The sequence below is a fragment of the Cupriavidus sp. KK10 genome (assembly GCF_018223725.1).
GTDB lineage: Bacteria > Pseudomonadota > Gammaproteobacteria > Burkholderiales > Burkholderiaceae > Cupriavidus > Cupriavidus necator.
In genome coordinates this window covers 1,413,636-1,439,954 of record NZ_CP073677.1, presented here as the reverse complement: position 1 = coordinate 1,439,954, position 26,319 = coordinate 1,413,636, and the positions used below count along the sequence as shown (strand labels likewise).

Sequence of the window (26,319 nt, the reverse complement as noted above, 5' to 3'; positions counted from 1 at the left end):
CATGAGAAAGCCCGCCTGGACAGGCGGGCTTTCTCGCATGCGGCGACCGGCGCTCAGCGCTTGCGCGGCGGAGGCACGTCAGTACACGTACCTTCATAGATCTCCGCCGCCATGCCGATCGACTCACCCAGCGTCGGGTGCGGATGGATGGTCTTGCCGATATCCACCGCGTCGGCGCCCATCTCGATCGCCAGGCAGACCTCGCTGATCAGGTCGCCGGCATGCGTGCCGACGATGCCGCCGCCGATCACGCGATGGGTTTCCTCGTCGAAGATCAGCTTGGTGAAGCCCTCGTCGCGGCCGTTGGCGATGGCGCGGCCCGAAGCCGCCCAGGGGAACACGCCCTTGCTGTACTTGATCCCATTCGCCTTGCATTCGTCTTCGGTCAGGCCGGCCCAGGCCACTTCCGGATCGGTGAAGGCCACCGACGGGATCTGCTTGGCATCGAAGTAGGCCTTCTCGCCATGGGCGGCTTCCGCCGCCACGTGGGCTTCGTGCACGGCCTTGTGCGCCAGCATCGGCTGGCCGACGATATCGCCGATCGCAAAGATATGCGGCACGTTGGTGCGCAACTGATTGTCGACGTTGATAAAGCCGCGGTCGGTCACGGCAACGCCTGCCTTCTCGGCGCTGATGCGCTTGCCGTTGGGCGAGCGGCCTACCGACACCAGCACCAGGTCGTAGCGCTGCGGCTCGGCCGGTGCGGCCTCGCCTTCGAACTTGACGTAGATGCCGTCCGATTTGGCTTCCACGCCGACGGTCTTGGTCTTCAGCATGACCTTGCCGAAGCGGTCCTTGTTTTTCTTTTCCCAGACCTTGACCAGGTCGCGGTCAGCGCCGTTCATCAGGCCGTCGAGCATTTCCACGACGTCGATGTCGGCACCCAGCGTGCTGTACACCGTGGCCATTTCCAGGCCGATGATGCCGCCGCCAATGACCAGCATCTTGTTGGGCACTTCGGGCAGCTCCAGCGCGCCGGTCGAGTCGACGATGCGCGGGTCGTCGGGGATGAAGGGCAGCTTCACCGCCTGGCTGCCGGCGGCGATGATGGCCTTCTCGAAACGGATCACGGTCTTCTTGCCGGTGGTCTGCTTGCCCTCGCCTTCAGTCAGCTCCACCTCCAGGTGATGCGGGTCGAGGAAATTGCCGACGCCGCGCACCACCTGCACCTTGCGCGCCTTGGCCATGCCGGCCAGGCCGCCGGTCAGCTTGCCGACCACCTGGTTCTTGTAGTGGCGCAGGCCGTCCAGGTCGATCTTGGCTTCGCCGAACAGGATGCCGTGGGCAGCCAGCGCCTTGGCTTCGTCAATCACGGCGGCGTTGTGCAGCAGCGCCTTGGACGGGATGCAGCCCACATTCAGGCAGACGCCTCCCAGGGTGCCGTAGCGCTCCACCAGCACGGTGTTCATGCCCAGGTCTGCGGCGCGGAAAGCGGCCGAATAGCCGCCGGGGCCGGCGCCCAGCACCAGCATCTCGCACTGGATATCGGCGCCGCCGCTGTGGCTGGCGGCGGCAGGAGCCGGGGCCGGAGCAGCCGCCGCGGGTGCGGGAGCCTGCGCCGGTGCCGGGGCTTGCGCGGGCGCCGGGGCGGCCGCGGCCTGCTGGGCCTCGATGGTGCAGATCACCGCGCCCTGGCCGACCTTGTCGCCGACCTTGACCTTGACCTCAACCACCTTGCCGGCGGCCGACGACGGCACGTCCATGCTGGCCTTGTCGGATTCCAGCACGATCAGGGACTGTTCCACCTCGACCGTGTCGCCGGCCTTGACCAGCACCTCGATCACTTCCACCGCGTCGAAATCGCCGATATCCGGCACCTTGACTTCGATCACACTCATGTTTGCTCCTCTATGCGCGCCCGCCTCTCGGCTTCAGGGCGCGCCGTCGTTGTTGGTTGCCGCGCTGTCGGGTGCTGTATTGCCGGTCGACGGATTGCCACCCGCGGTACCGCCAGCCACCGCCGCCGGTGCGGCGTCACCCTCGTGCAGCCGCACGGTGTGCACCTCGATCGGCCCCGCCGAACTCTTGTCGAACTCCACGCCCGCATCGACGCCGATACGCGCGATCTCGCCCGCATCCAGGTCCGGCCGGTCATAGACCGCATGCATCGCGCCCAGCGCGTAGTTGCGGCCCGAGCCGATGCCCCAGAAGCGGTCGAACGAAAACACCTCGCGGTACGAATAGACGCCGAAGATGCCCGCCGGATTGGCGATCAGGCATACGATCTGCGACGACTCGTAGGGATCGTCCTCGTCTTCCTTGGTGTTGACGAAATAGTCCGACTTCAGCTTCTCATGCACCTTCAGGAAGGTGCGGAACACGTCGTCGCGCGAGCCCAGCCGGCACTCCTCGCCCAGCCCCGCCAGCAGCGTGCGCATGACCGGGAAGTGCGCGGTGGTCCCGGCCAGCGCGATAAAGCCGTCGCCCACCGGGAACACCTTCTGGTTGCGCTCGTAGGCACGCGACAGGCGCGTGTCGCCAAAGGTGACCAGCGCGTCTGCCGCGATGGCCACCTCGGCGCCCTTCCTGACGACCACGCAGGTAGTCATGGCTCGCTCCCGGTTGCGCGTGGTGCGCCGGGCAGGCCAGGCCGTCGGCCTGCCCGGCGCAACCCCGCTTACAGCAGGATCCGGCGGAAATCCGCCAGCAGTTGCCCGAAGTACGTGTTGAAGCGCGCGGCCTCGGCACCGTCGATGACGCGGTGGTCCCACGACAGCGACAGTGGCAGCGTCAGGCGCGGCACGAACTGCTTGCCGTCCCACACGGGCTTCTGGTACGACTTGCACACGCCCATGATGGCCACTTCCGGCGCATTGATGATCGGCGTGAAGTACGTGCCGCCAATGCCACCCAGCGACGAGATCGAGAAGCAGCCGCCCTGCATCTGGTCCGGCTTGAGCTTGCCGTCGCGTGCCAGCTTGGCCAGTTCGTTCATTTCCTGGCTGATCTCCAGCACGCCCTTCTTGTCGGCGTCCTTGATCACCGGCACGACCAGGCCGTTCGGGGTGTCCGCGGCGAAACCGACGTTGAAGTACTTCTTCAGCACGAGGTTGTCACCGTCCAGCGAGGCATTGAAGTTCGGGAACTTCTTCAGCGCCGCCACCGTGGCCTTGATCATGAAGGCGAGCATCGTCACCTTGATGCCGGCCTTTTCGTTTTCCTTGTTCAGCTGGACGCGGAAGGCTTCCAGTTCGGTGATATCCGCTTCGTCATGGTTGGTGACGTGCGGGATCATGACCCAGTTGCGGTGCAGGTTGGCGCCCGAGATCTTCTTGATGCGCGACAGGGCCTTGCTTTCGACCTCGCCGAAGCGGGTGAAATCGACCTTCGGCCACGGCAGCAGGCCGAGCTCGCCACCACCGGCACCAGCCGCGGCGGCCTGCGCGGGCGCGGCGGCCTGGCCGCTCATCACGCCCTTGACGTAGCCCTGCACGTCTTCCTGGGTGATACGGCCCTTGGGGCCGGTACCCGGCACGCGCGACACGTCCACGCCCAGCTCGCGTGCGAACTTGCGCACCGAGGGGCTGGCGTGGGCGGCCTTGCCGGTTGCGCCAGCGGCGGCCGGCGCGGCAGCAGGCGCTGCGGCCGGAGCCGGGGCGGCGGCTGCGGGGGCCGGCGCCGGTGCGGGCGCGCTGGCAGCCGGAGCCGGTGCCGCGGCGGCAGCGGCCGGGGCGGCGGCTGCGGCGGCGCCTTCCAGGATCAGCAGCAGCGTGCCTTCGGCGACGTTGTCACCGACCTTGACCTTGACTTCCTTGACCACGCCGCCTTGCGGCGACGGCACGTCCATGGTGGCCTTGTCGGACTCCAGCGTCACCACGGCGTCTTCGGCATTGATGGTGTCGCCCGCCTTGACGTGAACTTCGATGACCGGCACGGCGTCGTAGTCGCCGATATCAGGCACCTTCACCTCGATGATGCCGCCACCGCCAGCCGGCGCTGCGGCCGGAGCCGGCGCGGGGGCTGCGGGGGCTGCGGCGGCTGCCGGGGCCGGTGCAGCGGCGGCAGGCGCCGGTGCGGCTGCAGGCGCGGGCGCAGCAGCGGCCTGGCCGGCCGGCTCCAGCATCACCAGCACCGAGCCTTCGGCGACGTTGTCGCCAACCTTGATCCTGACTTCCTTGACCACGCCGCCCTGCGGCGAGGGCACGTCCATGGTGGCCTTGTCCGACTCCAGCGTCACCAGCGCGTCTTCCGCGTCGATGCTGTCGCCGGGTTTCACATGCACTTCAATGACGGGAACGGCGTCATAGTCGCCGATATCCGGCACCTTGATTTCAATCGCTTGACTCATTCAGTGTCTCCTGGGCAGGCCGGCACGCGCGACGTCCGCAAGCGGCGAGATTACCTTCGCCGCCCGCTTCTGTCACGCCGCCATGCCGCAAGGCGCCGTCCGGGCTCTGGCCGGGGCGCCCGCGGCACGGCGTTGCCGTACTGCGGGGGTTGGTGCTGGCTGCCGGATCAGACCGACATCGGGTTGGGCTTGTTCGGATCGAGGTTGTACTTCTTGATGGCCTCGGCGACCTTGTCGCGGCCGATCGCACCCTCGTCGGCCAGCGCCTTGAGCGCGGCCAGCGTGACCCAGTAGCGGTCCACTTCAAAGAAGTGGCGCAGCTTCTCGCGCGTATCCGAGCGGCCGAAGCCGTCGGTGCCCAGCACCACGTAGCGGCGCGGCACGAACGGACGGATCTGCTCGGCAAAGGCGCGTACGTAGTCGGTGGAGGCGATCACCGGGCCGCGGGCCGATTTCAGACTCTTGGCCACGTGCGATTCGCGCGGGGTCTCGGTCGGGTGCAGCAGGTTGAAGCGCTCGACGTCGTGGCCTTCGCGGGCCAGTTCGGTGAAGCTCGGGCAGCCCCACAGGTCCGACTCCACGCCCCAGTCCTTCTTGAGGAGGTCAGCAGCGGCGATCACTTCGCGGAAGATCGTGCCCGAGCCCAGCAGCTGCACGCGCGGCGCGTTGCTGTTCTCGACGCCCTTGCGGAACTGGTACATGCCCTTGACGATGTCCTGCTCTACGCCAGCCGGCATTTCCGGATGCTCGTAGTTCTCGTTCATCACCGTCAGGTAGTAGTAGACGTCTTCCTGCTCGGCGTACATGCGGCGCAGGCCGTCCTGCATGACCACCGCCAGCTCGTACTGGAAGGTCGGGTCGTACGAGATGCAGTTCGGGATGGCGGCGTGGAACACGTGCGAGTGGCCGTCTTCATGCTGCAGGCCTTCGCCGTTCAGCGTGGTGCGGCCGGCGGTGCCGCCCAGCAGGAAACCGCGCGAGCGCATGTCGGCAGCGGCCCAGCACAGGTCGCCGATCCGCTGGATGCCGAACATCGAGTAGTAGATATAGAAGGGGATCATCTGCACGCCGTGCGTCGAGTACGACGTGGCGGCGGCGATCCAGTCGCACATGGCGCCGGCTTCGTTGATGCCTTCCTGCAGCACCTGGCCAGTCTGCGATTCCTTGTAGAACATCAGCTGGTCATGGTCTTCCGGCACGTACTTCTGGCCTTCCTGGTTCCAGATGCCGACCTGGCGGAACAGGCCTTCCATGCCGAAGGTGCGCGACTCGTCCGGGACGATGGGCACCACGTGCTTGCCGATCTGCTTGTCTTTCAGCAGGGTGTTCAGGATACGCACGAAGGCCATGGTGGTGGACACTTCTCGGCCCTCGCCGGTGGCCTTCAGCAGCGCCTCGAACGCGGACAGTTGCGGGACCGGTAGGGCTTCGGCCTTCTGGCGGCGGGTCGGCAGGTAGCCGCCCAGGTTCTGCCGCGCCTGGCGCATGTATTCCAGTTCCTTCGAACCTTCCGGGAAGGTGATGTACGGCACATCTTCCAGCTGGTCGTCGGCAACGGGGAGATTGAACTGGTCGCGGAACTTGCGGATCGCGTCCACCGGCATCTTCTTCTGCTGGTGGGCCACGTTCATGGCCTGGCCGGCGTCGCCCATGCCATAGCCCTTGATGGTCTTGGCCAGGATCAGCGTGGGCTGGCCCTTGTGCTCGCTGGCGGCCTTGTAGGCGGCGTAGATCTTGTGCGGATCGTGGCCGCCGCGGTTCAGGCGCCAGATATCGTCGTCGGACCAGTCGGCCACCATCGCCTTCAGTTCAGGCGTGTTGAAGAAATGCTCGCGGACGTAGGCGCCGTCCTTGGCCTTCATAGTCTGGTACTCGCCGTCGACGCATTCCATCATGCGCTTCATCAGCAGGCCCTTGGTGTCGCGCGCCAGCAGGGAATCCCACTTGCTGCCCCAAACCACCTTGATCACGTTCCAGCCGGCACCGCGGAATTCGGATTCCAGTTCCTGGATGATCTTGCCGTTGCCGCGCACCGGACCGTCCAGGCGCTGCAGGTTGCAGTTGATGACGAAGACCAGGTTGTCGAGTTTCTCGCGGCCGGCCATGCCGATCGCGCCCAGCGATTCCGGCTCGTCGGTCTCGCCGTCGCCCAGGAAGGCCCAGACCTTGCGATCGCCGGCCTTGGCCAGGCCGCGGCTGTCCAGGTACTTCATGAAGCGGGCCTGGTAGATGGCCATGATCGGGCCCAGGCCCATCGACACCGTCGGGAACTGCCAGAAGTCCGGCATCAGCCATGGGTGCGGGTAGGACGAGATGCCCTTGCCGTCCACCTCCTGGCGGAAGTTGTCGAGCTGGTCCTGGGTCAGGCGGCCGAGCAGGAAGGCGCGCGAATACACGCCCGGAGCCGAGTGGCCCTGGACGAAGACCAGGTCGCCGCCGCTGGCTTCCGACGGGGCGCGCCAGAAGTGGTTGTAGCCGACGTCATACAACGTGGCAGCCGAGGCGAACGACGAGATGTGGCCGCCGACGTTGGTGTGCTTGTTCGCGCGCAGCACCATCGCCATGGCGTTCCAGCGGGTGTACGAGCGGATGCGGTGCTCGATGTCCTGGTCGCCGGGAATGCGGGCCTGCTGCTCGACCGGAATCGTGTTGATGTACTGCGTCTCGGCGTGGAACGGCTGGGTGACGCCGTTCACGCGTGCGTATTCGATCTGCTTGTCGATCAGGAAAGCGGCGCGCGCCGGACCTTCGGCGGCCAGGACGCCCTGCAGGGCGTCGAGCCATTCATGGGTCTCCTGGGGATCGGCGTCGTTGGCGCTCGAGGCGCCGAGAATCTGCTCTGGTACGGCGGACATGACTGTCTCCTGGGTGAATTCTTTGCTTCCGCGCCCGCGCTGGCAGCGCCTGGACACGACTTTACGTATGACTCGCACCGACTTGCGGATCCGGTGCCATGCCGCCTTGCATCGGGCCGCCGCCGGGAAACCTGTTCCGGTCTCTCCGCGCGGCAGGCACATGGCTACCGCCGGCATTGTTGGGTCGAACCGATTCTATGGAAGCGCAAAGTCCAACACAAGTGAAATTTTCAAATTGCGATATCGTTTTTTATAATGTGGGATTATGCGGCAGCGCACCAAGAATCACCACCGGACCGGCCCGCCATGCGCCATAAGCCTGCCCGCACCGGCCGCAGCAGCAATGTTTTCATTGGCGCTTTCCCCAAGCGACGCACCGCAATAATCTCGGTACACTGGTCGATCAGCCGTCAATCCCTCCCATGCCGTTTTTCGACCGACTTCTCTCCAGCCTGCGTGCAGCCATGCTTCCTCCCGACGCGTCGGGATCAGCCAAGGCGGCCGGAGGCGATCCCGCGCACGCCCCTTCGCCGGCGGCCGGACTGGGGCCGATCGAGGCGCTGGGCCCCGACGACGGCGCCCCCGTGGCCGCACCGCGCGGGCTGTGGTGGCTGCGCTGGCGCAACCTGGTGGCCACCAGCTGGTTCATGTTCATCCCGCTGGTTGCCATCGTACTGTTCACGGTGGCCATGGGCGTGATCCTGTGGTCCCTTCACGAGACCGAGCGCCAGCAGCAACGCGACGCCCTGTACCGCGACGCCGCCTGGGCACAGCAGCGCGTGCGTCTGTCGCTGCTGAGCAACCAGGACCAGCTGGCCTCGCTGGCGCGCGACATCGCCGCCGCGCAGCTCGAGCAAGGCGCCTACCGCACCGCGGCGCAGGAAATCCTGCGCGAAAACCCCGAGATCGTCTTCATCAACTGGCTCGATGCCACCAAGCGCGGCCGCTGGTCGCTGCCATCGACCTCGGAATTCGCCAGCCGCCTGCGCGAGACCCAGGACCAGCCGCTCGAGCCCGAAGTGCTCGACACCTTCGACGCCGCGCGCGAGACCCAGCGCGTGGTCTACTCGCGCCCGCTGGTCAACGACCGCGGCGACAGCTTCATGCTGATGGAAGTGCCGATCGTGCGCGACAACGAGTTCCTCGGCACGCTCGGCGCGCTGTACTCGATCAACGGCATCCTGACGCACCTGCTGCCGCCCGAGCTGACCGAGCGCTACCGCTTCTCGCTGATCGACAAGAACAACCAGACCCGCGCCAGCACCTCATTGCGGCCAGTGCCGGGCAATGCGCTGTCGTACGAGGTGCTGCTGGATCCGCCGGGCCACTCGCTGTCGCTGCGCGCCGATGCCTACCCGCCGGCGTCGAACCTGCCCAACAACATGCTGCTGTGGCTGGTGGTAGGGCTGTCGTGCTTCCTGCTGTGGAGCCTGTGGAGCATGTGGCGCCACACCAGCCGCCGCTCCGAGGCGCAGCGCGCGCTGCTGGCCGAGACCTCGTTCCGGCGCGCGATGGAAAACTCGATGCTGATCGGCCTGCGCGCGCTCGACCTGAACGGCCGCATCACCTATGTCAACCCGGCCTTCTGCCGCATGACCGGCTGGCAGGAGAACGACCTGGTCGGGCGCCTGCCGCCCTTCCCCTACTGGCCGCCCAACGACCAGCAGGAGATGCAGAAGCAGATCGACCTGACCCTGCAGGGCAAGTCGCCCGCCGGCGGCTATGAGATGCGCGTGATGCGCCGCGACGGCAGCAGCTTCTATGCGCGCATGTACGTGTCGCCGCTGGTGGACAGCCGCGGCCGCCATACCGGCTGGATGAGCTCGATGACGGACATCACCGAGCCCAAGCGCGCGCGCGAGGAACTGGCCGCGGCGCATGACCGCTTCACCACGGTGCTGGAGAGCCTGGACGCCGCGGTGTCGGTGCTGGCCACCGACAAGGCGGAGCTGCTCTTTGCCAACCGCTATTACCGGCAGCTGTTTGGCTGGGAGGCCGAGGGCCACCTGAAGCTGGCCGGCGACGACCTCGACAAGGACCAGGTCTCCAGCGACAACACCGACTATGTCGACGCCTATGCCGGCCTGCCGGCGTCCGAGCTGATGCCGTACGCATCGGATGCGCGCGAAGTGTTCGTGCCGGACATGCAGAAATGGTTCGAAGTGCGCCGCCGCTATATCCAGTGGGTCGACGGCCACCTGGCGCAGATGCAGATCGCCACCGACATCACCGCCCGCAAGGCCGCCGAGGAAATGGCGCGCCAGCATGAAGAGCGCCTGCAGTTCACCAGCCGCCTGACCACCATGGGCGAGATGGCGTCGTCGCTGGCGCATGAGCTGAACCAGCCGCTGGCGGCCATCAACAACTACTGCATGGGCGCGGTGGCGCGGCTGCACTCGGGCCGCAGCACGCCCGAGGACCTGATCCCGGTGCTGGAGAAGACCTAGGCCCAGGCGGTGCGCGCCGGCACCATCATCAGCCGCATCCGCGGCTTCGTGAAGCGCAGCCAGCCGCAGCGGCGCGAGGCCGCGCTGCACGACATCGTCGCCGACGCGGTAGGCCTGGCCGACCTGGAGGCCACGCGCCGCCGCGTCACCATCCTGACCCGCCTGCCAACCCCGCCGCTGACGGTCTATGTCGACCCGGTGCTGATCGAGCAGGTGCTGGTGAACCTGCTCAAGAACGCCGTGGAAGCCATGGCCGGCCTGCCGGCTCTGCATGCCGGCGGCGTGGTGCGCCTGCACGCGCGGGTGGAGCCGGGCGAGATCGGCGACAACGTCCATATCGACGTGATCGACCAGGGGCCGGGCGTGGACGAAGCCACCAAGGAGCGCCTGTTCGAACCCTTCTTCAGCACCAAATCCGACGGCATGGGCATGGGGCTGAACATCTGCCGCTCGATCATCGAGTCGCACCAGGGCCGCCTGTGGGTGGAGAACAATGCCGACGGCATCGGATGTACATTTAAAATCATGCTGCCGCTGCAATCGGCGCTGGCCGAGCATTAAGCCGAACCACAGGCCCTGTTGCCGGGGCCTTCGCGCCCGGGCGTACCCAAGGATTCCAGAAAAAGCCGGCCCGCCCCGTTTCCCCACGGATGTGGGGGGCCTGTCTCGCCACAGAGGGCCGCTGCCGGTTACACTTCGCAGCAATGAATTGTTGTCCCGAGGAGACTACATGACCGCAACGCCAAACCCCACGCCCCACCGCGGCGAGACCGTGTTCATCGTCGACGACGATGAAGCCATGCGCGACTCGCTGACCTGGCTGCTGGAGGGCAATGGCTATCAGGTGCGCAGCTTCACCAGCGCCGAGCAGTTCCTCGCCGCCTACGATGCCAGCCAGGTGTCGTGCCTGATTCTCGACGTGCGCATGCCCGGCATGAGCGGCCCGGAGTTGCAGGAGCGCATGCTGGCCGAGCAGATCGACATTCCCATCGTCTTTATCACCGGCCACGGCGACGTGCCGATGGCGGTGTCGACGATGAAGCGCGGCGCCATCGACTTCATCGAAAAGCCCTTCGACGAGTCCGAGTTGCGCGCACTGGTCGAGCGCATGCTGACCAAGGCCCGCACCGACCATTCCGCCGCACGCGAGCAGCGCGCCGCCAAGGACCTGCTGGGCAAGCTGACCACGCGCGAACAGCAGGTGCTGGAGCGCATCGTGGCCGGCCGCCTGAACAAGCAGATCGCCGACGACCTGGGCATTTCCATCAAGACCGTGGAGGCGCACCGCGCCAACATCATGGAAAAGCTCAACGTCAACACCGTCGCCGACCTGCTGCGCCTGGCGCTGTCGCGCAACAGCTGAGCGGCCGGCGCCTGCCTCCGCCTGACCCGGTGCGGCCCGCGGCCGCACCGGCTGCCCTCTCCGCGCGCCGTCCGGCGCCGCCTCTGCATCCCCTCAGTCCCGTCAGCGGTCCAGGTATTCCTCGTCCCGGAACGTGACGACCCATTGTGGCCGATAGACCACAAAAATCGCCACCAGCATGCCGGTCAGGAAGGCCTCGCCAAAGGCCAGGATGACGGCTGCCGTCAGGGTTTCGGCAACGCTCCATGGCAGGCCCGGCGCCGTCAGGTGGCGCCAGCCGGCTTCCGCCGCACTGGCGCCCAGCGCGGCCAGCCCGGCCGTGAAATAGCCGTGCCCCAGGATAAAAACGAACGGATGGCGTGGCAGCAGGCGCCGCATCATTGCCTGCAGCGCCGCGGAGATCAGCGCCGGCAGCAGCGCCAGCCAGACGTAGCGCACCCACAGCGAGGGCCAGTCGAACTGGGCCCAGCCATGCCCGGCCAGGTATTCGAGCCCGAACAGCGACACCACGTCCACCACGAACAGCGACAGCAGCGCCAGCGGCAGCCCGAACAGCGTCACCATCAGCGTGGCGCCGAGCAGCTGGATCACCAGCCCGCCGACCAGCGTGGCGCGCAACGTCCACAGCAGCGCCACCAGCACCATCGCACCCAGCCAGGCGTTCTGCAGCGCATTGCGCCGCAACAGCTGCCAGGGCCGGCGCGTCAGCGCCCACAGCAGTGCCGCCAGGGACAGCAACAGCAGCAAGGGGTGGGACAGCAGGGACGGCAGCGCGGTGTGCATGCGGCCGATGCTACCAGCGCTGCCCCCGCTCGGCCCTTGCACCCGGTCAAGCTCCGTGCGGCAAGCCCCACGCAACCTTTATAATTCCGCCTTTAGCCCAACCCGCGCTCCGGCGCGCGGCGGCACCTCCACCTCCCGGCCACGAACCCGCCCAGCCTCCATGCCTGCCCACCTGATCGACGGCAACGCCCTTGCCAAACAAATCCGCTCCGAAGCCGCCCTGCGCGCCGCCCGCCTGACTGAGCGTGGTCACCGGCCCGGCCTGGCCGTGATCCTGGTCGGCGAGGACCCGGCCAGCCAGGTCTACGTCCGCAACAAGGTCAAGGCCTGCCAGGACAACGGCTTCCATTCCTCACTCGACCGCTACCCGGCCGACCTGTCGGAGGCGGAACTGCTGGCCCGCATCGAGGCACTAAACCAGGACCCCAACATCCACGGCATCCTGGTGCAGCTGCCCTTGCCCAAGCATATCGACAGCCACAAGGTGCTTGAAGCCATCGCGCCGGAAAAGGATGTCGACGGCTTCCACGTGGCCAATGCCGGTGCGCTGATGACCGGAGCCCCGCTGTTCCGCCCCTGCACGCCCTACGGCTGCATGAAGATGCTGGAATCGGTCCAGTTCCCGCTGCGCGGCGCGCGCGCCGTGGTGGTGGGCGCCTCCAATATTGTCGGCAAGCCGATGGCGATGCTGCTGCTGCAGGCCGGCGCCACCGTCACCATCTGCAACAGCAAGACGCGCGACATCGGCGCCCACACCCGCGACGCGGATGTGGTGGTGGCCGCGGTCGGCAAGCGCAACCTGATCACCGCCGACATGGTCAAACCGGGCGCGGTGGTGATCGACGTGGGCATGAACCGCGACGACAACGGCAAGCTGTGCGGCGACGTCGACTTTGCCGGCGTGCGTGAAGTCGCCGGCTACATCACGCCGGTGCCGGGCGGGGTCGGGCCGATGACCATCACCATGCTGCTGGTCAATACGCTGGAAGCCGCCGAGCGCGCCGCCGGCTGAGGCCGCGCGTACGATACGCCACCCGGGGCTCTGGAAAATCCAGCGCCCCGGCCCCATCTGCGGGAATATTGCCCGATCGAGGCCAGCCAACCGAGAACACGCCATGGACCAAGCCGCCAACGCTACCAATCCTCTGCTGGACTTTTCCGACCTGCCCCGCTTTGCAGAAATCCGGCCCGAGCACATCAGCCCGGCGCTGGACGTGCTGCTGGAACGCGCCCAGCAGGCCGTCGCCCGAGCCGAAGATCCGGCCACGCCCGCCGACTGGGCCAGCGCCGTGCAGGCGCTGGAAGCGGCCACCGAGCCGCTGGGCCGCGCCTGGGGCGTAGTCAGTCACCTGAGCGCCGTGGCCGATACGCCCGAACTGCGCCGCGCGCACGCCGAGAACCTGCCGCGCATGACCGAGTTCTGGTCCTCGCTCGGCCAGAGCCTGGCGCTGTACGACAAGTACAAGGCGCTGGCCGCCAGCCCGGAGTTCGCCGGCATGAGCGCGGCGCGCCACCAGCTGATCGAAAACGAACTGCGCGGCTTCCGCCTGGGCGGTGCCGAGCTGCCTGAGGACAAGAAGCCGCGCTTCGCCGAGATCCAGGAGCAGCAGGCCCAGCTGTCCAAGGCCTTCTCCGACCACGTGCTGGATGCCACCAACGCCTACGCGCTGCATGTCGAGGACGAGGCCCGCCTGTCCGGCCTGCCCGACGACGCCAAGGAAGCCGCCCGCCATGCCGCAGAGAAGGATGGCAAGGCCGGCTGGAAATTCACCCTGCACTTTCCGTCCTACTTCCCGGTGCTGCAGTACGCGGACGACCGCGCGCTGCGCCAGACCCTGTACGAAGCCAACGTCACGCGCGCCTCGGAACTGGGCCCGCAGCATGGCCAGGGCCAGGCCGACTGGGACAACACCGCCAATATGCGCGAGCAGCTGGCCCTGCGCCGCGAAGAGGCGCAGATGCTCGGCTACCAGTGCTACGGCGAAGTCTCGCTGGTGCCGAAGATGGCCGAATCGCCGGCCGAGGTGTTGAAGTTCCTCGACGAGCTCGCCGTCAAGGCGCGCCCCTATGCCGAGAAGGACTGGGCCGAGATGAAGGCCTTCGCCGCAGCAGAGCTGGGGCTGCCTGAACTGGCTCCGTGGGATGTCGCCTATGCCTCGGAGAAGCTGCGCCAGCAGCGCTATGCGTTCTCCGAGCAAGAGGTCAAGCAGTACTTCCCAGAGGCGAAGGTGCTCGAGGGCCTGTTCGGCGTGGTGCAGAAGCTGTTCTCGGTGCGCATCGAGCCCGAGCAGGCGCAGACCTGGCACAAGGACGCACGCTTCTTCCGCGTCACCACCGCCGACGGCACGCTGCTGGCCCAGTTCTACATCGACCTGTACGCGCGCGAAGGCAAGCGCGGCGGCGCCTGGATGGACGACGCGCGCGGCCGCAAGGTGCTGGAGCAAGGCGGCGTGCAGACGCCGGTGGCCTACCTGACCTGCAACTTCTCCGCGCCGGTGGGCGGCAAGCCCGCGCTGTTCACGCACGATGAAGTGATCACCCTGTTCCATGAGTTCGGCCATGGCCTGCACCACATGCTGACGCAGGTGGGCGAGCTGGGCGTGTCGGGCATCAACGGCGTGGAATGGGATGCGGTGGAACTGCCGTCGCAGTTCATGGAGAATTTCTGCTGGGAGTATGAGGTGCTGACCGGCATGACGCAGCACATCGACACCGGCGCGCCGCTGCCGCGCGCGCTGTTTGACCGCATGCTGGCGGCCAAGAACTTCCAGAACGGCATGATGACACTGCGCCAGATCGTGTTCTCGTCGTTCGACATGCACCTGCACACCGACTTCGACCCGGCCGGCGCCACCTCGGTGCTGGACCTGTCGCGCCAGATCAACGACCGCGTGCACGTGGTGCCGCAGCATCCGCTGTCGCGCTGGCCGAACACCTTCAGCCATATCTTCGCCGGCGGCTATGCGGCGGGCTACTACAGCTACAAGTGGGCCGAGGTGCTGTCGGCCGACGTGTACGCAGCGTTCGAAGAGGCCGCGCAGCTGTCGGGCAGCGTGCTCGACAGCGAGACCGGTGCGCGCTACCAGCGCGAGATCCTGTCGGTCGGCGGCAGCCGTCCGGCGATGGACTCGTTTGTCGCATTCCGCGGCCGCGCGCCGCAGATCGACGCGCTGCTGCGCCACGGCGGGATGGCAGCATGAGCGCCGCCGCCCTGCCCGCCAGCGGCCCGCTTCGCATTGCCAGCTGGAACGTCAACTCGCTCAAGGTGCGCCTGCCGCAGGTGCTGCAATGGCTGGCCGAGCAGGACCAGGCCGGCGCGCCGATCGACGCGCTGTGCCTGCAGGAACTGAAGCTGCCGGACGACAAGTACCCGCTGGCCGAGCTGGAGAACGCGGGCTTCCACAGCATCTACACCGGGCAGAAGACATACAACGGCGTGGCCATCCTCGCCCGCGACGACAGCATGCCCGGCCCCGCCGACGTGGTGCGCAACATCCCCGGCTTCGAGGACGCGCAGCAGCGCGTGATCGCGGCCACGTACGGCGACGTGCGGCTGGTCTGCGCCTACTTTCCCAACGGGCAGGCGCTGGACTCGGACAAGTTCGTCTACAAGCTCAAGTGGCTGGATGCGATGACGGCCTGGCTGCGCGAAGAGATGAAGCGCTACCCGAAGCTGGCGCTGCTGGGCGACTTCAATATCGCGCCGGAAGACCGCGACGTGCACGACCCCAAGAAATGGGAAGGCCAGAACCTGGTCTCGCCACAGGAGCGCGCTGCATTCGCCGCCCTGGTGGAACTCGGCCTGGCGGATGCGTTCCGCCAGTTCGAGCAGCCCGAGAAGGCCTTCTCGTGGTGGGACTACCGCATGATGGCATTCCGCCGCAATGCGGGCCTGCGCATTGACCACATCCTGCTGTCGCCGGCATTGACCAGCGGCTGCAGCGCCTGCGTGATCGACCGCGTGCCGCGCACGTGGGAGCAGCCGTCGGACCACACGCCGGTGGTGGCCACACTCAGCTGCGGCTGAACGCGCCGCTGGCGCCGCGCGCAGGTTCAGGCAAGTCCGGACAAGCCCCGCTCGCCGCGCGGCGCCGCGCCCGCTACACTGCGGGCATGAGCCACACCAGCCAGGCCATGTTCCGCCACCGCAACCTTCCTCACCTGCTGCTGCAAGCGCGCGAGACATTGCTGGCCGGCTTTCGCCCGATCTTGCGGCAGTTCGGCATCACCGAGCAGCAATGGCGCGTGATGCGCACGCTCAACGAGCACGAGCCGATGGAGCCGAACCAGCTGGCCGATGCCTGCCTGATCCTGAGCCCCAGCCTGACCCGCATGCTGTGCGGCATGGAAGACGCCGGGCTGGTCGAACGGACCCGCTCTGCCACCGACCAGCGCCGCCAGCTGGTCAGCCTGACGCCGTCGGCGCGCGCCATCATCATGCAAATGGAGCCGCTGGTCGATGCACGCTACCAGGAGCTGGCGCAGCGGCTCGGCCCCGAGCGTCTGACCGAGGTCTACCGCGCGCTCGACGCCATGCTGGCCGGCCTGGCGCCGCAGCCGAACCTGCCCGAATCCACCTCGCCCGAATCCGTTGCCTCGCCACCGCCCGGGCGCGGCGGCGAGGCCGGCTAAGCCTGCTCCTTCATTGCCAATGCCCGCGTCCCATCCCGGATCACTCCTGCCGCGCCTGTTCCCATGGAGCCAGCGCGTCGACAAGACCACGCTGCGCACCGACCTGGTGGCCGGCCTGCTCGGCGCCGTGCTGGTGCTGCCGCAGGGCGTGGCCTTCGCCACGCTGGCCGGCCTGCCGCCGCAATACGGCATCTACAGCGCGGTGGTGCCGTGCATCGTGGCGGCGCTGTTCGGTTCGAGCTGGCACGTGATGTCGGGGCCGACCAACGCCAATTCGCTGGCATTGTTCGCGATGCTGAGCCCGCTTGCGTTTGCCGGCAGCCCGGCCTATATCGGGCTGGCGCTGGCGGTCACCATCGTGGTGGGCGTGATCCAGCTCGCCGTGGGGACGTTGCGGCTCGGCACGCTGGCCAACTTTATCTCGCCGTCGGTGCTGCTCGGCTTCACCTGCGGCGCCGCGACGCTGATCGGCCTGTATGCGCTCAAGGACCTGTTCGGGCTGGCGGTGCCGACCGGCACCAGTGCGTTCGGCGTGCTGCGCCACCTGTTCGAGAACATCGACACCATCAACTGGGGCGCGGCCACCGTAGGCGCGGTCACGCTGGTGGTGACGCTGCTGTGCAAGCGGCTGTGGCGGCGGCTGCCGTTCATGTTGCTGGGGCTGCTGGCCGGCTATGGCGTGGCGCTGCTGCTGAACCAGTCCGGCGCGGGTGGCGCCCACCATGTCAACGTGGTCGGGCCGATCCCGTCGGCGATGCCGCGCTTCCACCTTCCCGATGTCGACTGGCGCAAGCTGCCCGACCTGCTTGGCATTGCCTCGGCGCTGACCATCGTCGCGCTGGGCCAGTCGATCTCGATCGCCAAGGCGGTGGCGCTGCGCTCGGGCCAGCATATCGACGCCAACCGCGAGTTCATTGGCCAGGGTCTGTCCAATATCGCGGGCGGCTTCTTCTCTGGCTATATCTCGTGCGGCTCGCTCAACCGCTCGGTGCCGAACTTCGAAGCCGGCGCGCGCACGCCGCTGGCCAGCGTGTTCTCGGCGCTGTGGCTGGTGGCGCTGGTGGCCGTCAGCTCCCCGCTGCTGGCACAGATCCCGATGGCGGCGATCGCCGCGATGCTGCTGCTGGTGGCGTGGGGCCTGCCCGACACCGCGCGGCTGCGCCGCATCTTCACGCTCAGCCGCACGGAATTCGCCATTTCCATCGGCACCTTCGCCGCCACGCTGGTGATCCGGCTGGAGATGGCGGTGCTGCTCGGCACCGTGCTGTCGCTGGTGGCCTACCTGTACCGCACGTCGCGGCCTGCCGTGCGCAGCCTGGTGCCCGACGCCGACGATCCCGGCCGGCGCTTCACGCCGCTGGACGAACTGCGCCGCCCGCAGCCGGAATGCCCGCAACTGAAACTGCTGCGCATGGAAGGCGCGATCTACTTCGGCGCCGTGCAGTACGTGACGGATCGCCTGCACTGGTTGCGCACGGTCAACGCCGGCCAGACGCACCTGCTGGCGATGACCAAGAGCATGAACTTCATCGACCTGGCCGGTGCCGAGATGTGGGAAAACGAGCTCGCCGAACGGCGCGCGCTGGGCGGCGATCTGTACTTCCACCGCCCGCGCACGCAGGTGCTGCAGACCTGGGCGCAGACCGGCTTTACCAACAAGCTCGGGGCCGACCATATCTTCCCGACCAAGCGGCAGGCGCTGCACACGATCGTCGAGCAGCTTTCGCCGGACATCTGCGCGCAATGCACCGTGCGGATCTTTGAAGAGTGCGCGTCACGGCCTGGCGCCGCGGCCCCGGCAGCACAATGAACTGAAGCACCGGCGCGTCGGCATGAGCGGCGGCCGCACACCAGCGTTCAAGCCACAATACGGCTGCAGGAAAACCAGGAAACTGAAACGGGAAAACCGGGAGATTGCCTGTGCCGGCGTTGCCGGCTTGGCACGCAAGGCCGGACGGCCCTACGTCTGGGAACCTGACAACAGATGGGCGCCCGCGGCATGCCGGGGGCTGGCCGGGGCATCCATCCGCATCAGATCGGCGCCACGTGGGCGCGCTTGACGACGATTGGCTGGGGCGCGCCCTGCTCGATCAGCACCACGGCGGCGCGTTCGATGGTTTCGCGACCGGCACGGAATGCCTCTTCCAGCGACAGTACCTGGTCGGCACTGAAGCCTTCCCACAGTGCTTCGCGTGTCACCACGCAAGTCACCTTCTCGCCATTGACAAGTGCCTGGAACAGCAAGCCTTCATTATTGATGTCGTAGCGCTCTTGCTCTTGGAATTTGATTTCCATCGGTGCAGCCCTCCATATGCAAGTGGAGAAACATCCTAACATGGCTCCGGCAAAATCGTATGGATAGAGCCCATGCGAATGCGCTCATTGCGAAGACCATCGCGGCCGTCTTTGAGTTCCATCCGCGCGTATGTGTGGCTCCCGGTCACAACGACGGGGGGTGTTCCGGCAAGTGCATCAAACATTTGACAGCGCCGAAAATCATGCTAGAATCTCGTTCTTCGTTGGGGCGTTAGCTCAGTTGGTAGAGCAGCGGACTCTTAATCCGTAGGTCGAGTGTTCGAGTCACTCACGCCCCACCACCGAATACAGAAAGGCCGGAAGCAGCAATGCTTCCGGCCTTTTGCTTTGTGCGCTTGCTTGATTGGCTAATCTGCTGTGGCACAGGCACATGCCCACGCCACGGCGGTCCCTGCATCAGGCGCCCTGGCTGGCCCGCTCGAACAGCGTACGCGCCAGCGCGCGATGACGCAGCAGTACGTTGGGCAGGTCGGCCGTCAGCAGTGCACCGTCGCGCACCACTTCCCTGCCGTTGATCACGCTCGCCGCGACGTTGGCCGGCGTGCAGAACACCAGCGCCGCCACCGGGTCATGGCCAGCGCCGGCAAAGCCGACCTGCGACATGTCGAAGGCGACAAAATCCGCCGACATGCCCGGCGCCAGCGCGCCGATATCGTCGCGGTTGAGCACGCGCGCGCCACCCAGCGTGGCAATCTCCAGCGCCTCGCGCGCGCTCATTGCGGCCGGCCCGTAGCCAACGCGCTGCAGCAGCATGGCCTGGCGCGCCTCGCCCAGCATATGCGCGCCGTCGTTCGAGGCGCTGCCGTCCACGCCCAGGCCCACCGGCACGCCGGCATCGCGCATGGCGCGCACCGGCGCAATGCCGGACGCCAGCCGCATGTTCGAGCACGGACAATGCGCCACGCCGGTCCCGGTGCGGGCAAACAGTGCGATGCCCTCGTCGTCCAGCTTGACGCAGTGCGCATGCCACACATCGTGGCCGACCCAGCCCAGGTCCTCGGCATACTGGGCCGGCGTCAGGCCGAATCTCTCACGCGAGTAGGCAATGTCGTTGTCGTTCTCGGCAAGGTGCGTGTGCAGCGACACGCCATAGTGCCGCGCCATGTTGGCCGACTCGCGCATCAGGTCGCGCGACACCGAAAACGGCGAGCACGGCGCCAGCACCACGCGCAGCATCGCGTGGCGCGCACTGTCGTGGTACTGCTCCACCAGCCGCTGGCTGTCGCGCAGGATGGCGGCTTCCTCTTCCACCACCACATCCGGCGGCAGGCCGCCCTTGCTGCGGCCCACGCTCATCGAGCCGCGCGCGGCGTGGAAGCGCATGCCCATCTCCTGCGCCGCGGCAATCGAGTCATCCAGGCGCGAGCCGTTCGGGAACAGGTAGAGGTGGTCGCTGGTGGTGGTGCAGCCCGACAGCATCAACTCGGCTATCGCGGTCTTGGTCGACACCGCGATCATTTCCGGCGTCAGGTGCGACCACAGCATGTACAGGTTGGTCAGCCACGAGAACAGCTCGGCATCCTGCGCCGCCGGCACCGCGCGCGTCAGGCACTGGTACATGTGGTGGTGGGTGTTGACCAGCCCGGGCGTGACCACGCGGCCGCGCATGTCGAGCACCTGCGCGCTGCCGTCATCGACCATGCGCCGGTACTGCGGCGGCAGTTCCGAGGTGGGGCCGACCCACTGCACGGCGGGGCCTTCGGCAACCAGGGCGCCGTCGCGGATCTCGCGGCGTTGCGCGTCCATGGTGACCAGCACGTCGGCGTTCAGGGCAATCAGGGTCATGGCGGAATTCCTTCTGCAAAGCGAATTGGGGGACTGGATGGCCGCCAGTCTACGGCGGCGAGGTGCCATCCCCCAAGCGCAGAATTCCGATCAACCTGTCCACAAAAAGTGGACACCTGCGGCACCCTGTTGCTCAGCGCGCCTGCGCGAACAACACCGCCAGCGCGTCGCCGATGCGCTCGGCCATCAGCTCGGCTGCGGCGCTGAGCGGGCCACGGGCGCGCGCCACCAGTGTCAGCGTCTGGCCCTGCAGGTGGCGGTCGCGCAGCGGCACATAGACCAGCGCCTGGCGGGCGCGCTCTTCCATCACATCGAGCGGGTTCAGCAGCGCGATGCCGGTGCCCAGCATCACCAGTTGCCGGATCAGCGCGGTCGAGGTGGACTCCGCCACCGGCGAGACCTCGATTGCATTGCGGGCAAAGGCCGCGTCAAGGATGGCGCGGATCGATAGCGAGGGCGCCGGCAGGATCAGCGGATAGCCGACGCATTCGCTCAGCAGCGCCGATTGCCGGGCCGCCAGCGCATGGCCCGGCGGCACCACCGCGCCGATCTGCCAGTCGCTGGTGGCCAGCGCGCGGAAGGCAGGCAGCTCAGGCAGGTCATAGCCAAGGCCCAGGTCGGCGTCGCCCTGCTCCACCGCCGCGATAATGTCGGCCACCGGCAGGTCGGCGACGCGCACCACGATGCCCGGATAGCGCTGGCGGAAGTCATGCACCAGCGACGGCATCAGCGAGCCCGCCAGGCCGGCCGTGACCGCCACGGTGACCTCGCCGCGGCGCGCGCCTTTGAAGTCCTCGATGCGCTCGCGCAGCGCGTCGTGCTCGCGCAGCGTCTGGCGCACGTGGGCCAGCACCATCTCGCCCAGCGGCGTCAGCCGCAGCCGCTTGTTGATGCGCTCGAACAGCGGCGCGCCCAGTTCCGCCTCCAGATCCAGGATCTGGCGGTTGACCGCGGTCGGCGCCACATGCAGGTGCTCGGCCGCCTTGCGGATCGAACCGCGGCGGACGACCTCGTCGAGATAGCGCAGGACTCTGGCATGCATGGGCTGGGCAAGCTGGTGGATCGGAACCACCGCGCGGGATGCGCGCGGTGGCCTGGCATTGTAGCGGCCAGTGCAGCCTGGCTCGCAGAAATTGCGCGAAGGCTATTGCGTCTTATCCGATACCTTGCTACAATCTTTTTCTTCGTTGGGGCGTTAGCTCAGTTGGTAGAGCAGCGGACTCTTAATCCGTAGGTCGAGTGTTCGAGTCACTCACGCCCCACCAGCGAATTCAGGAAAAGCCGGAAGCGTTGCTTCCGGCTTTTTTCATTTCCGCCGCCCGGCTTCTGCGCGCGGTCGGCATGGCTGCCGCTTTCTTGATACGCGGGTTCTCACCAATTCCCCTGCGCCCGCTTTCCCGGTTGAATCGCATCCGCGCACATTGTGGAACATGGTTCCGTATCGCGGAACTATCGCAAGGTGCCGGCCGTCGCCGCATCCCGGCACGGCCTGGTCATGCCAGCGCGGGGATCCGTGACAGCGCGGGGCGCAGACGAAAGGTCGCGCCCGAAGAAACGCCTGCAGCCCGCCTGGCAAATCAGTGAAAGAAGAACGGAGGCACTCCTTGAAAGCAGTTATCAACGCCGGCGCAGCCACCTGCATCGCCGCCCTTGGCCTGGCCCACGCCGGCCTGGCCCAGGCCCAGTCCTACCCCAACAAGCCGATCCGCCTGATCGTTCCGTTCGCGGCCGGCGGCACCACCGACATCGTCGCGCGCGCGGTCTCCGACGGCCTCGGCCGCGAGCTGGGACAGCCGGTGGTGGTGGAAAACCGCGGCGGCGGCGGCGGCGCGATCGGCGCCGACGCGCTCGCCAAGTCCGCCCCGGACGGCTACACGCTGGGCATCGCCACCGTCAGCACGATGGCGACCAACCCCGCCACCAACCCCAAGAACCCGTACGACCCGCTCAAGGACTTCGCGCCGATCACCAACCTGGTCAACGTGCCGAACGTGCTGACGGTCAATCCGAAGGTGCCGGCCAAGACCCTGAAGGAATTCGTCGCGATGCTGAAGGCCAACCCCGGCAAGTACAGCTACGCCTCGGCCGGCAAGGGCAGCATTTCGCATCTGGACGGCGAGCTGTTCAAGGACATCACCAAGACCGACATGGTCCATATCCCCTACCGCGGATCGGGCCCTGCGCTGAATGACACGCTGGCCGGCCAGGTCAACGCGCAGTTCGACAACCTGCCGTCGTCGATGCCGCATATCCAGGCCGGCAAGCTGCGCGCGCTGGCAGTGGCGGCGCCCAAGCGGGTCGAGGGCCTGCCTGACGTGCCGACCTTTGCCGAAGCCGGCATGAAGGACATGAACAACATGGCCTGGTACGGCCTGGTGGCCCCGGCCGGCACGCCGGCGGCAATCATCACGCGCGTGCATGATGCCGCGGTCAAGGCGCTGCAGGACCCGAACGTCAAGCGCCGCCTGGCCGACAGCGGTGCCTACACCGACGGCAACACCCCGGCGCAGTACGCCGCCCAAATCAAGCGCGAACTGGACCTGCGCAAGAAGATCGCACGCGACCAGAACATCACACTGGAATAACCGGACGGCGAAACCGTCCCGCGAGGGTCATGACCGGCTGCCACCTGGCAGCCGTTTTTTTATGGCTGGCCGTTGAAAATGGGCCATGGGGCACCCACATCTATCTAAAGAGCGTTGCATTTGATCCGGCGCAGTACGCAGGCAACGCCATGGGTGTTCAATACTTGTAAAAGAAATTTTCACTTTGCGGACAAGCGCTGACTCGGTACATTTACCGGGTGTTCCGCCATATGTGCCCGGCCGTCACCGGCCAAGCTCGGCCCTAAAACCGGATTCGCGCAGGCGCTGCGCGACCGTCAATCGCGAGGATAAGCAAGATGCTGAAGAAGACCGTTTCGACCCTGATCGTTGCAGCACTGGCCGCGCTGGGCGCGACGCAGGTCTATGCGCAGAAGAACTACACTGACGGCGGCGATCTCTACGGTGGCAGCCACACCAAGAAAGCCAGCCCGAACCAGAACCCGGCCAAGTCCGGCAAGTTCGACCCGTACACCGATGGCGCCAAGCAATCGACCAAGTCGGACCTGACCAACTCGGGCAAGAAGTTCGATCCGAACACGGATGGCGCCAAGGCCGGCAAGTTCGATCCGTACACCGACGGCGCCAAGGCCGGCAAGGCTGATCCGTATACCGACGGCGCCAAGGCACCCGCCAGCCAGGGCGGCAAGGCGCAGTAAGCCTGCCCCGCCGCCAACCGGCGGCACCAAGGCAGACAGCCCGCTTGCGCGGGCTGTTTTGCTTTCTGGCGGAGGCAGCGCTCAGGCTGCCATCGCCTGGGCCGGGTGCGCGGGCTGCATGGTGCCGCGGTCGCGGAAGCCGACATGCCAGGACAGCGCCTCTTCCAGCAGGTGCGGGGTCTGGCCACCATGGGCGCTGGCGCGCCGGAAGTAGTCGCCCAGCAGCTCGCGGTATTGCGGGTCGGCACAGTTGGCGATGAGCGTGCGCGCGCGTTCGCGCGGCGCCAGGCCGCGCAAGTCGGCCAGGCCGTGCTCGGTGACGATGATGTCGACGTCGTGCTCGGTATGGTCCACGTGCGCCACCATCGGCACGATGCTGGAGATATCGCCGCCCTTGGCCACCGACTTGGTCACGAATACCGACAGGTGCGCATTGCGCGCAAAATCCCCGGAGCCGCCGATGCCGTTCATCATGTGCGTGCCCCCCACATGCGTGGAGTTGACGTTGCCGTAGATGTCGCACTCCAGCGCCGTATTGATGGTGATCAGCCCGAGCCGGCGCAGGATCTCCGGATGGTTGCTGATCTCCTGCGGACGCAGCACCAGGCGCGAGCGATAGCGGTCCAGGTTCGACAGGAAGCGCTGGTACACCTCGCGCGTCAGCGTCACCGAAGAGGCCGAGGCAAACGCCAGGCGCCCCGCATCCAGAAGTTCGATGGTGCTGTCCTGCAGCACCTCGGAATACATCTGCAGGTCGCGGAACGGTGAATCGACCATGCCGTGCAACACCGCGTTTGCAATGGTGCCAATGCCCGCCTGCAGCGGCTGCAGCGAGGGCGAGAGCCTGCCGGCGCGGACTTCGCGCAGCAGGAAATCGTTGAGATGGCCGGCGATATTGCGCGTATCGGCATCCGGCGGCAGCGCGTTGGACGGGCTGTCGTCCTTGGCGGTGATGACGATGGCCGCGATCTTCTCGGGATCGATGGGGATATACGGCAGGCCAATGCGCTGCTCGGGCGCGATCAGCGGGATCGGCTGGCGGTAGGGACGCTGCACCGGGAAGTAGATGTCGTGCAGCCCTTCCAGCTCCAGCGGCATGTTCAGGTTGATCTCGACGATCACCTTGCGCGCCAGCATGGCGAAGCTGGCCGAGTTGCCGACCGAGGTGCTGGGGATGATGCCGCCCTGCTCGGTGATCGCCACCGCTTCCACCACCGCAACGTCCACCGGCGCGATCTGGCCGGAGCGCAGTTGCTCCACGGTCTCGGACAGGTGCTGGTCGATGAACATCACTTCGCCGGCGTTGATCTTGCGGCGCAGCGTGGCGTCAGACTGAAACGGCAGGCGGCGCGCAATCACGTCGGCCTCTGCCAGTACCCGGTCGATATCGTTGCCCAGCGAGGCGCCGGTCATCAGGGTGATGCGCAGTGGCTCGGTTGCCGCCCGCCGCGCCAGCGCAAACGGGACTTCCTTGCAGTCGCCCGCGCGCGTGAAGCCGCTCATGCCTACCGTCATGCCGTCGCGGATCAGCGCGGCGGCTTCGTCGGCCGAGACAACCTTGTCGTGCAGCCTGGCCAGGCGAATGCGTTCCTTGTACATCCTTATCTCCGGTCTGGCGGCCGGGCCCGTGCCCGCGCCGCGCGCCCCGTGCTGGCCTGAAGGCTCGTTGGCGGGGGTCTCCGGCAGGCAGTGTAGCCAGCCGCATACATTCTGGCTGTGATTTAAAATCATAGTATCCAGTCGCTTTATTCATAGCTAAAAGAATGCTGGGAGACGTGCGGGCCACTATGTCCCTGTGATGCCACAGGGCATTCCCTCGCTGTCACATTGCCGGCAAAGGATTCTGGTAGTGTCTGCCCCATCGGTCGACCGTGCCCCGCCAGAGAGGTTGCGGCGTCCGTGCCGCCCGGGCCGGCCATGCTCCGGCCCCTGGTATCTGTGAGACGGATGCCAGCGCATCGCAGTGGCGGCAAACCAAAACAGGAGACGCCATTCATGCAGCCAAGACCCCTCGAACCCAGCGAGCCGGTTGTCCTTGCCCTGGTTGATGCCGTAACCGCCTGGCAAAGTGCGTTGGAACAGACGCTGTGCGCCTCTGGCCTGAACTACGCCCAGTGGCTTCTGTTGCGGGCCATCCGCCAGGATGCCTTCGTGCGCGGCTCGCCCTTGACCGGCCCGATGCCGATCGATGTCGCGCGTTCCGAGACGATGCTGGATGAACTGCAGCGCGACGGCTGGATCGAGTACGCAGACACCCAGGCGCCCCGCATTGCAGATAGCGCAGCCAGCCGGCTGCAGCGCACCGCGCAGGCCCTCAGCGCGCTGCACAGCGTGTCAGTGGCGGCGTTCAGTTCGCAAGAGCGTGTTGCGCTGGGCTCCCTGCTGGAGCGGATGAAGACCACGCTGAGCGACCACACCACGCGCCAGGTTCGCGCGGGCACCCAAGCCGCCCGGCAGGAGACAGCTGCCGCGCCCCCGCATTGCCCCGGCCTGCCGCCGGTCGCCCACCGCCCCACCACCTGCCCCACCCTCGCCGCCACGCGCCTCTGAGCGCCGCGCAAGCCGCTCCCGCGGGCAGCAGCGGGAGC

The 26,319-nt window shown here is 67.0% G+C and carries 18 protein-coding genes, 2 tRNA genes and 1 pseudogene; 12 read left to right on the top strand and 9 right to left on the bottom strand.

The window, feature by feature from the left end; translation table 11 throughout:
* Nucleotides 1-53: 53 nt before the first annotated feature.
* The 4 genes from lpdA to aceE all read right to left on the bottom strand — a co-directional run bounded on the left by lpdA (nucleotide 54) and on the right by aceE (nucleotide 7,143).
* Entirely contained in the window at nucleotides 54-1,838 is a 1,785-nt protein-coding gene (gene lpdA, locus KB879_RS07095; protein WP_211980967.1) for a dihydrolipoyl dehydrogenase, read from the bottom strand.
* Nucleotides 1,839-1,871: 33 nt separating this feature from the next.
* Complete coding sequence (locus tag KB879_RS07090) at nucleotides 1,872-2,549, bottom strand: MFS transporter (protein WP_013956392.1); 678 nt, start codon at nucleotides 2,547-2,549, stop codon at nucleotides 1,872-1,874.
* A 68-nt stretch (nucleotides 2,550-2,617) separates the two neighbouring features.
* Nucleotides 2,618-4,288: a dihydrolipoyllysine-residue acetyltransferase gene (gene aceF, locus KB879_RS07085; protein WP_153955939.1), complete on the bottom strand. Its 1,671-nt coding sequence runs from the start codon at nucleotides 4,286-4,288 to the stop codon at nucleotides 2,618-2,620.
* A gap of 167 nt (nucleotides 4,289-4,455) precedes the next feature.
* The gene (gene aceE / locus KB879_RS07080) at nucleotides 4,456-7,143 is read right to left on the bottom strand and encodes a pyruvate dehydrogenase (acetyl-transferring), homodimeric type (protein ID WP_153955938.1); all 2,688 of its coding nucleotides are present in this window, start codon (nucleotides 7,141-7,143) and stop codon (nucleotides 4,456-4,458) included.
* Nucleotides 7,144-7,565: 422 nt separating this feature from the next.
* On the opposite strand from aceE, the pseudogene KB879_RS07075 reads away from it, so the two are divergent.
* A pseudogene (locus tag KB879_RS07075) lies at nucleotides 7,566-10,151 on the top strand (PAS domain S-box protein).
* Between the two features lie 169 nt (nucleotides 10,152-10,320).
* Nucleotides 10,321-10,953 carry a response regulator transcription factor gene (locus tag KB879_RS07070; protein WP_010813074.1) on the top strand — a complete coding sequence of 211 codons (633 nt, stop codon included), beginning with the start codon at nucleotides 10,321-10,323 and terminating at the stop codon, nucleotides 10,951-10,953.
* Between the two features lie 102 nt (nucleotides 10,954-11,055).
* Here KB879_RS07070 and KB879_RS07065 read toward each other — a convergent pair whose 3' ends face one another.
* Complete coding sequence (locus KB879_RS07065) at nucleotides 11,056-11,736, bottom strand: hypothetical protein (protein WP_153955936.1); 681 nt, start codon at nucleotides 11,734-11,736, stop codon at nucleotides 11,056-11,058.
* Nucleotides 11,737-11,896: 160 nt separating this feature from the next.
* On the opposite strand from KB879_RS07065, the gene folD reads away from it, so the two are divergent.
* The 5 genes from folD (at nucleotide 11,897) to KB879_RS07040 (ending at nucleotide 18,178) form a co-directional block, all read left to right on the top strand.
* A complete protein-coding gene (gene folD / locus KB879_RS07060) occupies nucleotides 11,897-12,748 on the top strand; it encodes a bifunctional methylenetetrahydrofolate dehydrogenase/methenyltetrahydrofolate cyclohydrolase FolD (RefSeq protein ID WP_013956386.1) in 852 nt (283 codons plus the stop codon).
* 103 nt (nucleotides 12,749-12,851) lie between these two features.
* Nucleotides 12,852-14,936, top strand: coding sequence for a M3 family metallopeptidase (locus tag KB879_RS07055; protein ID WP_013956385.1), 2,085 nt, complete (start codon nucleotides 12,852-12,854; stop codon nucleotides 14,934-14,936).
* On the top strand, nucleotides 14,933-15,763 hold the full coding sequence (xth, locus tag KB879_RS07050) for an exodeoxyribonuclease III (protein WP_153955935.1): 831 nt from the start codon (nucleotides 14,933-14,935) through the stop codon (nucleotides 15,761-15,763). The genes KB879_RS07055 and xth overlap by 4 nt, the downstream gene beginning before the upstream one ends.
* A gap of 86 nt (nucleotides 15,764-15,849) precedes the next feature.
* Complete coding sequence (hpaR, locus tag KB879_RS07045) at nucleotides 15,850-16,368, top strand: homoprotocatechuate degradation operon regulator HpaR (protein ID WP_211980966.1); 519 nt, start codon at nucleotides 15,850-15,852, stop codon at nucleotides 16,366-16,368.
* A gap of 19 nt (nucleotides 16,369-16,387) precedes the next feature.
* Nucleotides 16,388-18,178, top strand: a complete 1,791-nt coding sequence (locus tag KB879_RS07040; protein ID WP_211980965.1) for a SulP family inorganic anion transporter — start codon at nucleotides 16,388-16,390, stop codon at nucleotides 18,176-18,178.
* A 221-nt stretch (nucleotides 18,179-18,399) separates the two neighbouring features.
* On the opposite strand, the gene KB879_RS07035 is transcribed toward KB879_RS07040, so the two are convergent.
* Complete coding sequence (locus tag KB879_RS07035; protein ID WP_010813081.1) at nucleotides 18,400-18,663, bottom strand: DUF1488 domain-containing protein; 264 nt, start codon at nucleotides 18,661-18,663, stop codon at nucleotides 18,400-18,402.
* A 226-nt stretch (nucleotides 18,664-18,889) separates the two neighbouring features.
* On the opposite strand from KB879_RS07035, the gene KB879_RS07030 reads away from it, so the two are divergent.
* A tRNA-Lys gene (locus tag KB879_RS07030) sits at nucleotides 18,890-18,965 on the top strand.
* A gap of 115 nt (nucleotides 18,966-19,080) precedes the next feature.
* Here KB879_RS07030 and KB879_RS07025 read toward each other — a convergent pair.
* Nucleotides 19,081-20,469 (bottom strand): 8-oxoguanine deaminase, encoded by a 1,389-nt coding sequence (locus KB879_RS07025; protein ID WP_211980964.1) that lies wholly within the window; start codon nucleotides 20,467-20,469, stop codon nucleotides 19,081-19,083.
* Nucleotides 20,470-20,602: 133 nt separating this feature from the next.
* Nucleotides 20,603-21,511 (bottom strand): LysR family transcriptional regulator, encoded by a 909-nt coding sequence (locus tag KB879_RS07020; protein WP_153955931.1) that lies wholly within the window; start codon nucleotides 21,509-21,511, stop codon nucleotides 20,603-20,605.
* A gap of 147 nt (nucleotides 21,512-21,658) precedes the next feature.
* Between KB879_RS07020 and KB879_RS07015 the strand changes: the two genes are divergently transcribed.
* The 3 genes from KB879_RS07015 to KB879_RS07005 all read left to right on the top strand — a co-directional run bounded on the left by KB879_RS07015 (nucleotide 21,659) and on the right by KB879_RS07005 (nucleotide 23,731).
* Nucleotides 21,659-21,734 (top strand) — tRNA-Lys (locus KB879_RS07015).
* Nucleotides 21,735-22,073: 339 nt separating this feature from the next.
* A complete protein-coding gene (locus tag KB879_RS07010; protein ID WP_013956378.1) occupies nucleotides 22,074-23,054 on the top strand; it encodes a tripartite tricarboxylate transporter substrate binding protein in 981 nt (326 codons plus the stop codon).
* Nucleotides 23,055-23,371: 317 nt separating this feature from the next.
* Complete coding sequence (locus tag KB879_RS07005) at nucleotides 23,372-23,731, top strand: hypothetical protein (RefSeq protein ID WP_114130423.1); 360 nt, start codon at nucleotides 23,372-23,374, stop codon at nucleotides 23,729-23,731.
* 81 nt (nucleotides 23,732-23,812) lie between these two features.
* Here the strand turns inward: KB879_RS07005 and KB879_RS07000 are convergent, their stop codons facing one another.
* Nucleotides 23,813-25,330 carry an acetyl-CoA hydrolase/transferase family protein gene (locus KB879_RS07000; protein ID WP_013956375.1) on the bottom strand — a complete coding sequence of 506 codons (1,518 nt, stop codon included), beginning with the start codon at nucleotides 25,328-25,330 and terminating at the stop codon, nucleotides 23,813-23,815.
* Between the two features lie 396 nt (nucleotides 25,331-25,726).
* Between KB879_RS07000 and KB879_RS06995 the strand changes: the two genes are divergently transcribed.
* Nucleotides 25,727-26,281, top strand: a complete 555-nt coding sequence (locus KB879_RS06995; RefSeq protein WP_153955930.1) for a MarR family transcriptional regulator — start codon at nucleotides 25,727-25,729, stop codon at nucleotides 26,279-26,281.
* The last annotated feature ends 38 nt before the right edge of the window (nucleotides 26,282-26,319 follow it).

Bases quoted from the DNA above. Each gene is read 5' to 3' on its own strand.
- lpdA (WP_211980967.1), bottom strand. From the start codon at position 1,838: ATGAGTGTGATCGAAGTCAAGGTGCCGGATATCGGCGATTTCGACGCG.
- KB879_RS07090 (WP_013956392.1), bottom strand. From the start codon at position 2,549: ATGACTACCTGCGTGGTCGTCAGGAAGGGCGCCGAGGTGGCCATCGCG.
- aceF (WP_153955939.1), bottom strand. From the start codon at position 4,288: ATGAGTCAAGCGATTGAAATCAAGGTGCCGGATATCGGCGACTATGAC.
- aceE (WP_153955938.1), bottom strand. From the start codon at position 7,143: ATGTCCGCCGTACCAGAGCAGATTCTCGGCGCCTCGAGCGCCAACGAC.
- KB879_RS07070 (WP_010813074.1), top strand. From the start codon at position 10,321: ATGACCGCAACGCCAAACCCCACGCCCCACCGCGGCGAGACCGTGTTC.
- KB879_RS07065 (WP_153955936.1), bottom strand. From the start codon at position 11,736: ATGCACACCGCGCTGCCGTCCCTGCTGTCCCACCCCTTGCTGCTGTTG.
- folD (WP_013956386.1), top strand. From the start codon at position 11,897: ATGCCTGCCCACCTGATCGACGGCAACGCCCTTGCCAAACAAATCCGC.
- KB879_RS07055 (WP_013956385.1), top strand. From the start codon at position 12,852: ATGGACCAAGCCGCCAACGCTACCAATCCTCTGCTGGACTTTTCCGAC.
- xth (WP_153955935.1), top strand. From the start codon at position 14,933: ATGAGCGCCGCCGCCCTGCCCGCCAGCGGCCCGCTTCGCATTGCCAGC.
- hpaR (WP_211980966.1), top strand. From the start codon at position 15,850: ATGAGCCACACCAGCCAGGCCATGTTCCGCCACCGCAACCTTCCTCAC.
- KB879_RS07040 (WP_211980965.1), top strand. From the start codon at position 16,388: ATGCCCGCGTCCCATCCCGGATCACTCCTGCCGCGCCTGTTCCCATGG.
- KB879_RS07035 (WP_010813081.1), bottom strand. From the start codon at position 18,663: ATGGAAATCAAATTCCAAGAGCAAGAGCGCTACGACATCAATAATGAA.
- KB879_RS07025 (WP_211980964.1), bottom strand. From the start codon at position 20,469: ATGACCCTGATTGCCCTGAACGCCGACGTGCTGGTCACCATGGACGCG.
- KB879_RS07020 (WP_153955931.1), bottom strand. From the start codon at position 21,511: ATGCATGCCAGAGTCCTGCGCTATCTCGACGAGGTCGTCCGCCGCGGT.
- KB879_RS07005 (WP_114130423.1), top strand. From the start codon at position 23,372: ATGCTGAAGAAGACCGTTTCGACCCTGATCGTTGCAGCACTGGCCGCG.
- KB879_RS07000 (WP_013956375.1), bottom strand. From the start codon at position 25,330: ATGTACAAGGAACGCATTCGCCTGGCCAGGCTGCACGACAAGGTTGTC.
- KB879_RS06995 (WP_153955930.1), top strand. From the start codon at position 25,727: ATGCAGCCAAGACCCCTCGAACCCAGCGAGCCGGTTGTCCTTGCCCTG.